Raw genomic sequence first — 5,691 nt, 5'->3', positions numbered from 1 at the left:
AAGGTATGTTGACTAAAATTAAAGAAGAGAACAAGAAATTAATAATAAGAAACGTCAATGAGGTAATATTCAAAGATGATATTGATGAAAACCTATTAAATGGCGTGTTAGAACTGATAGAGAACGTTATAACTATCAAGTCCCCTCCAAATCTAAAGGATATTATATCTAGAAAATCGAAGCAAGTTTTGTCAATAGAAGAGGAACTTAGCAGCGAAGAAGAGATCAATGAGGAGATAGGGAATATAGTGAGTGGAGTAGGAGGATTAGTAGGTAAAATAGTATCTAGAGTACTTGGTTCTAAGGACTTCTCAATTAACATAGGCTCACACCTAAGGGTAGTATATGACGGTCCTCTAAAAGTTAATGATAAGTTAAATATTGAGGTAGACGGTGGTGTAGTTAAACTAAGTAAGGGAGAACCACATCTCCTAGCTAAGTGTAGTTATATAGGAGACCTCGAAATAAATGATAATGGCATTAGTGCAGATGGTTGTTACATAAAGATAAGCTACCCCGATTTAAATCAACTTAGAGTTAGCGTTGACGGAGGGAAAGTAGAGATTAATGAAATAAAAGTAAACGATCTGAAGATTGACATGGACGGAGGATTAATTAGCCTAAACGTGAAGTGTAAGGATATGGTAGACATCACTTTAGATGGAGGGAAAGTTGATGGAAAAGTCCAGTTTGAGGACACTACCAAAGCGAGATTGAATATTGATATAGATGGAGGGATGGGGAAAATTGATGTATCAATACCTAAGGACTTTAGCGTTATAACCTCGTCGAGAGTAGACGGAGGAGTTGCGAGACTACCTCCCAATAGAGCTGGGAATAAAGGTGAACTAATAATAACTGCGAACGTTGACGGAGGGATTGTAACTATCAATGAAATATAATTTTCATCAATCCCATCCAGACTATTTCTGACCACCTTCCAGTCATAAAAGGCTTGACGCTATTTGTATAAATTTTTATCCTACTATGCTTCAATTTTAAAAAGTTTAACGTATTATGGACAACCATAGACACAGCAAGAGAATTTAAGGCATGAGAAGTTAGGGGTTTGGGTTTCATCGGATCTCATATATATCGACCCTTGGGCTTCACGGGAGTCAAGCGAATTTTTCGCCTTCACCCTCCTCTGTCCCATTAGCGGGATAACCCCAACCCACCATCTAAGTGGAGAAACATCTCGGGCTATGTAAGCCTTTTGGGATACATACCCACATCTGGCATTATGTAAAAAAATTAGTATGGAGTTACATAAACTTAATCCTCTCACTGAAACTGCTTACCACGGCAAATAGGTTTGATGTAAATAATAAGCCATGATCAAAGGCACAATATTTATCGGAAGTCTAGGAATGTAGATAGTGGAAAACTTGAAAAATATTTAATATTTTTAATCACTTACACATCTTATTCTTGGGATATTATATTAATTCTTCTTTGAGCTATTGACATATGTATTACCGTATAAAATATAGATTTTATATCGTAATAAAACCTTTTATTTTAACGTAGGTTTAATTTTTACGTTAAATACGTACATTTAAGTTTCTTTATAAACATAACTATTGCGCTGTGTTAAAAAACATTTATTCTGTCATTTTCAAGTGACATTTCAATGCCCCAATACGATATAATAACCCTATTATTCATTAACTCAAACAATATTAGTTCGTCTTCATTAAGTTATTTAAAAGCGTAAAAATGCGAGTCTTAATGCAAGAAATGCGAGAATCATTTGCTTAATTAAACGTTTATAAACTCACCGTTGCATCCCAAAAGGGATTGAAAGAAAAATGAGCAATTATTAGAGTGCAAGTTAATCTTAGAAAGAAGAATATAAAAAACAATTAAAGAATTAACTAACTTTCCTCCTTAACTCCTCTTCATTTTCTATAATACTAGCCAACTCTTTTAGGAACTTAGCCGCTGTATGTCCGTCCAATACTCTATGGTCGAAAGTCAAACTCAGCCACATCGTATATCCTATTGATATTGAGTCTCCTACAACAATAGGGCTCTTCTTTATTCTTCCCACACCTAATATTGCAGTCTGAGGTGGATTTATTATGGGAGTGAAGGAATCGATATCATACATTCCTAGATTTGATACGGTAAAAGTTCCCATAGCTACGTCATCTGGTGAAAGCTTATTTTCCCTAGCCTTATCTGCTAGCTGGTGAGCCTCTCTGGATATCTCTACTATGGACTTCTTATCTGCATTTCTTATTACTGGTACTATTAACCCTTGGTCTAGGGCTACTGCTATACCTATGTTGATCTCATCTAATATCTTAATCTCATCTCCTTCTAAAGTAGCGTTCAAATATGGATGTGTCTTTAAAAGACTTGAGGTTAACTTGACTATAATATCAGTGTAAGTTATCTTCTCTCCAGTCTTCTTCTCTATCTCCTCTCTTATCTTAACTAGATTAGTCGCATTTACCTCCATTGATAAGGTTACTTGGGCCATGGTTTGAAGGCTTTGGGTCATCCTCTTACTTATCTCCTTTCTCATCGGGCTCATTGGAATTATTTCTCTAACCCTTATTCCTAATAGACTAAATTTGGTCTTACTTTCTAATTCCCTTAATACGTCCTCTTCAGTTATCATTCCCCCTGGACCAGTTCCCCTTACTGCAGTTAAGTCTATACCTTTTTCTCTAGCTAACTTTCTTGCTCTCGGAGTAGACCTAACCTCTGCCTTAACCTCTGCCTTAACTTCCATCTTTTGTCTAACATCAAGAGGTTGAGTGACTTCTTCTCCTCTAGTTATTGGTGGTGGTGTTTCTCCCGGCATGCCTATAAAGGCTATTATCTGACCAACTGGCACCTCTTCTCCTTCCTTAGCGTAAATTTTAAGGATTATCCCACTTATTGGGGCTTTAATAGTGGTAGTTATCTTTTCAGTTTCTATTACGACTATATCTTCTCCAGCTTCAACCTTATCTCCTTCTTTCTTCTTCCATTCAACTATTTTACCCTTAGTCATAGTTAATCCAAGTTTGGGCATTACTACCTCTTTACCCAATTTCTTTCCCCCTATTCTCTTTATAGTAAGTTGTAATATATCTAATTCCCTTTTGAGGATTTATTAATAAGGGACCATCCCTTTCTACCCTAACCTTAACCTCTTGTGATTGATTTGCAACTAAATCTCTTTCACCATCAAACGCAATAACGTAATTACCTCTAGGTATCTCAATCTCTTCTCCTATCCTTAACGTTCTTACTTCACTGATGAAGACTTCTTTTATTAACCCTGGTGCTAATATGGCATTAATCTTACTGTGACCAATTCCGAACTTTATCATTAAGGAAAAATCGTCATCGAAATTTATTGGTTTAAGGAAGCTGGCGATTGAGGGTATGCCTATATCACCCAGTTCACCTTTGGATATGAAGGTATATCTGAGAGAGTATTCATCCCATATAGCCTTAGCCCCTACATACCATCCATCAATGAACGTTAAGTCTACTAGAGCGAAGTCTTTCTCTTCGTTATTAATCAACACTTTAATCGTTTTAGCCTTATCCAATATGTCGTAATAGTTCCCTTTCAAGAAATACCCTAGCATAACCCCCAATACTGTTGGCTCATAGGAAGCACCTAAGACGTTGTTAGTGCCTAAAGAAAGACCTAAAATTGGTGTAGTATCACCTATACCTTTAAACACAGCCCTTAATGTACCGTCTCCCCCTGCACTTACAATGGTCTTTACCCCTTTCTCCTTCATTATCTTTGAAGCGGTTATAGTATCGTTTACTGTATTTTCGGGCTTCATATTCACTTTAGTGAGCTTAAAATTTACTTTATCTTCAGTTTCCTCAATTAGGTCTAAGGATAACCCATAAAAGTCTGGCATTAATAATACTTCGTCCACGCTGTCAGTAGAATCTAGACCTAAGAGAAAGCGTTTTACCGCGTTAATTTTCGCATAACTACTTATATAAGATGCGTTACTTACTATTCTCCTTATATCCTTTCCGGACTCGGGGTTGATGATAACGCCAATGGAGTTCACTTCTTTTTACCCCGTAATGGACTTAACTGTGTTCACTATCTTCTTAGCATCTGGCAATACGTATTGCTCTAATGGAGGGCTAAACGGAATTGGAACGTTTGGTGTAGTTATTCTCTTTATGGGAGCATCTAAGTATTCAAAAGCCTCATCTGCAATGATGGAAGCTACCCAAGAGGCGAATCCACACCTATCATAGTCTTCATCAACTATTACCACTCTACCAGTCTTCTTAACTGACTTGAGAACTGTTTCCTTATCGAATGGTACAATAGTTCTTACGTCAACAACTTCTGCACTAATACCTTCCTTTCCTAAAGTCTCGTTAGCCTCTAAAGCGTGCCATACAGTTCTGGCTATCCCTATTATTGTCACATCCTCTCCTTCCCTTTTCACTTCAGCCTTACCTAAAGGTATTGTATACTCTTCCTCAGGCACTGGCCCCTTAACTCCATACAATACTTTGTTCTCCAGAAACACTACTGGGTCATCATCACGAATTGATGATATCAACAGACCTTTAGCGTCATATGGGGTTGATGGGACAACTACTTTTAAGCCAGGGACGTGAGCGAAAATGGAGTATAGCGTTTGAGAGTGTTGAGCTGCTGCACCTATTCCAGCTCCTATGGGAGCTCTTAATGTTAAGGTGACCTTCAGTTGCCCACCAGACATGTATCTTAGCTTTGCCATTTGGTTATATATCTGGTCCATTGCTACACCGAAGAAGTCTACGAACATTAATTCCACTACTGGCCTTAATCCAGCTAAAGCAGCTCCAACAGCAGCTCCTATATATCCTGCCTCTGAAATAGGGGTATCAATAACTCTATCCGTGCCAAACTTCTCTACTAAGCCTTTAGTTACTCCAAAAGCTCCTCCATAAACTCCTATATCTTCACCTATTAAAACTACAGAAGGATCTCTTTCCATCTCTTGCCTTAAAGCCTCATTTATGGCTTCCGTGAAGGTGATTTGTCTATTGTTCAAGTTTAAACACACCCCCCTTAATAAGAGTTATCTGTGAACACATCAGTTAGAGCCTCCTCTAGCTCTGGATATGGGCTCTGTTCAGCGAACTTTAACGCCTCACTTATTTCTTGTTTAGCTTCCAAATCTATCTTATCCAACTCCTCTGAAGTGGCAATCTTCATTGAGATTAGCTTATCCTTGAACAAAGTTATGGGATCTCTCTTCTTCCACATCTCCTCTTCCTCCTTATCCCTATATACCAATTGATCTCCTTCGAAATGACCGAAGAATCTGTAAGTTTTACAATGTAATAATGAAGGTCCTTCTCCTCTTCTAGCCCTATTTATTGCCTCCCTAGAGGCTTCATAAACTGCTAAAACATCCATACCATCGACTTCCACTGCTGGAACTCCAAATCCTAAAGCCCTATCTACGTAGCTCTTAGCAGCTGAATATCTGGGTTGCAACCTCCCTGGAGATAAACTCCTTGTAGACATAGCATACATGTTATCCTCGACTACGAACACAACAGGGAGTTTCCACACTGTGGCTAAGTTTAATGATTCCAATACTACTCCTTGGTTCATAGCCCCATCTCCAATAAAGGCAACTGCAACTCTGTCCAACCCCTTAAGCTTAGAAGCTAAAGCAGCTCCAACAGCGTGAGGTGCACCTCCTCCTA

5 protein-coding genes are annotated in these 5,691 nt (G+C 38.2%); 1 reads left to right on the top strand and 4 read right to left on the bottom strand.

The window, feature by feature from the left end; all coding sequences use genetic code 11:
- Positions 1-902 (top strand): DUF4097 family beta strand repeat-containing protein (locus DMP16_RS07410; RefSeq protein ID WP_143577042.1); only part of this gene is annotated, 902 nt, incomplete at its 5' end.
- A gap of 971 nt (positions 903-1,873) precedes the next feature.
- Here DMP16_RS07410 and DMP16_RS07405 read toward each other — a convergent pair.
- The 4 genes from DMP16_RS07405 to DMP16_RS07390 form a co-directional block, all read right to left on the bottom strand.
- Complete coding sequence (locus DMP16_RS07405) at positions 1,874-3,046, bottom strand: dihydrolipoamide acetyltransferase family protein (protein WP_069284296.1); 1,173 nt, start codon at positions 3,044-3,046, stop codon at positions 1,874-1,876.
- Positions 3,039-4,040 carry an NAD(+)/NADH kinase gene (locus tag DMP16_RS07400; protein WP_069284297.1) on the bottom strand — a complete coding sequence of 334 codons (1,002 nt, stop codon included), beginning with the start codon at positions 4,038-4,040 and terminating at the stop codon, positions 3,039-3,041. Before DMP16_RS07400 ends, DMP16_RS07405 begins: the two co-directional genes overlap by 8 nt.
- 6 nt (positions 4,041-4,046) lie before the next feature.
- On the bottom strand, positions 4,047-5,027 hold the full coding sequence (locus DMP16_RS07395; protein ID WP_143577041.1) for an alpha-ketoacid dehydrogenase subunit beta: 981 nt from the start codon (positions 5,025-5,027) through the stop codon (positions 4,047-4,049).
- Between the two features lie 17 nt (positions 5,028-5,044).
- On the bottom strand, positions 5,045-5,691 hold a 647-nt coding region (locus tag DMP16_RS07390; RefSeq protein WP_143577040.1), incomplete at its 5' end, for a thiamine pyrophosphate-dependent dehydrogenase E1 component subunit alpha.

The organism is Sulfolobus sp. B1 (assembly GCF_007050195.1).
GTDB lineage: Archaea > Thermoproteota > Thermoprotei_A > Sulfolobales > Sulfolobaceae > Saccharolobus.
The sequence above is the reverse complement of the archived record's forward strand: the minus strand, read 5'-3'. Positions and strand labels throughout refer to the sequence as shown.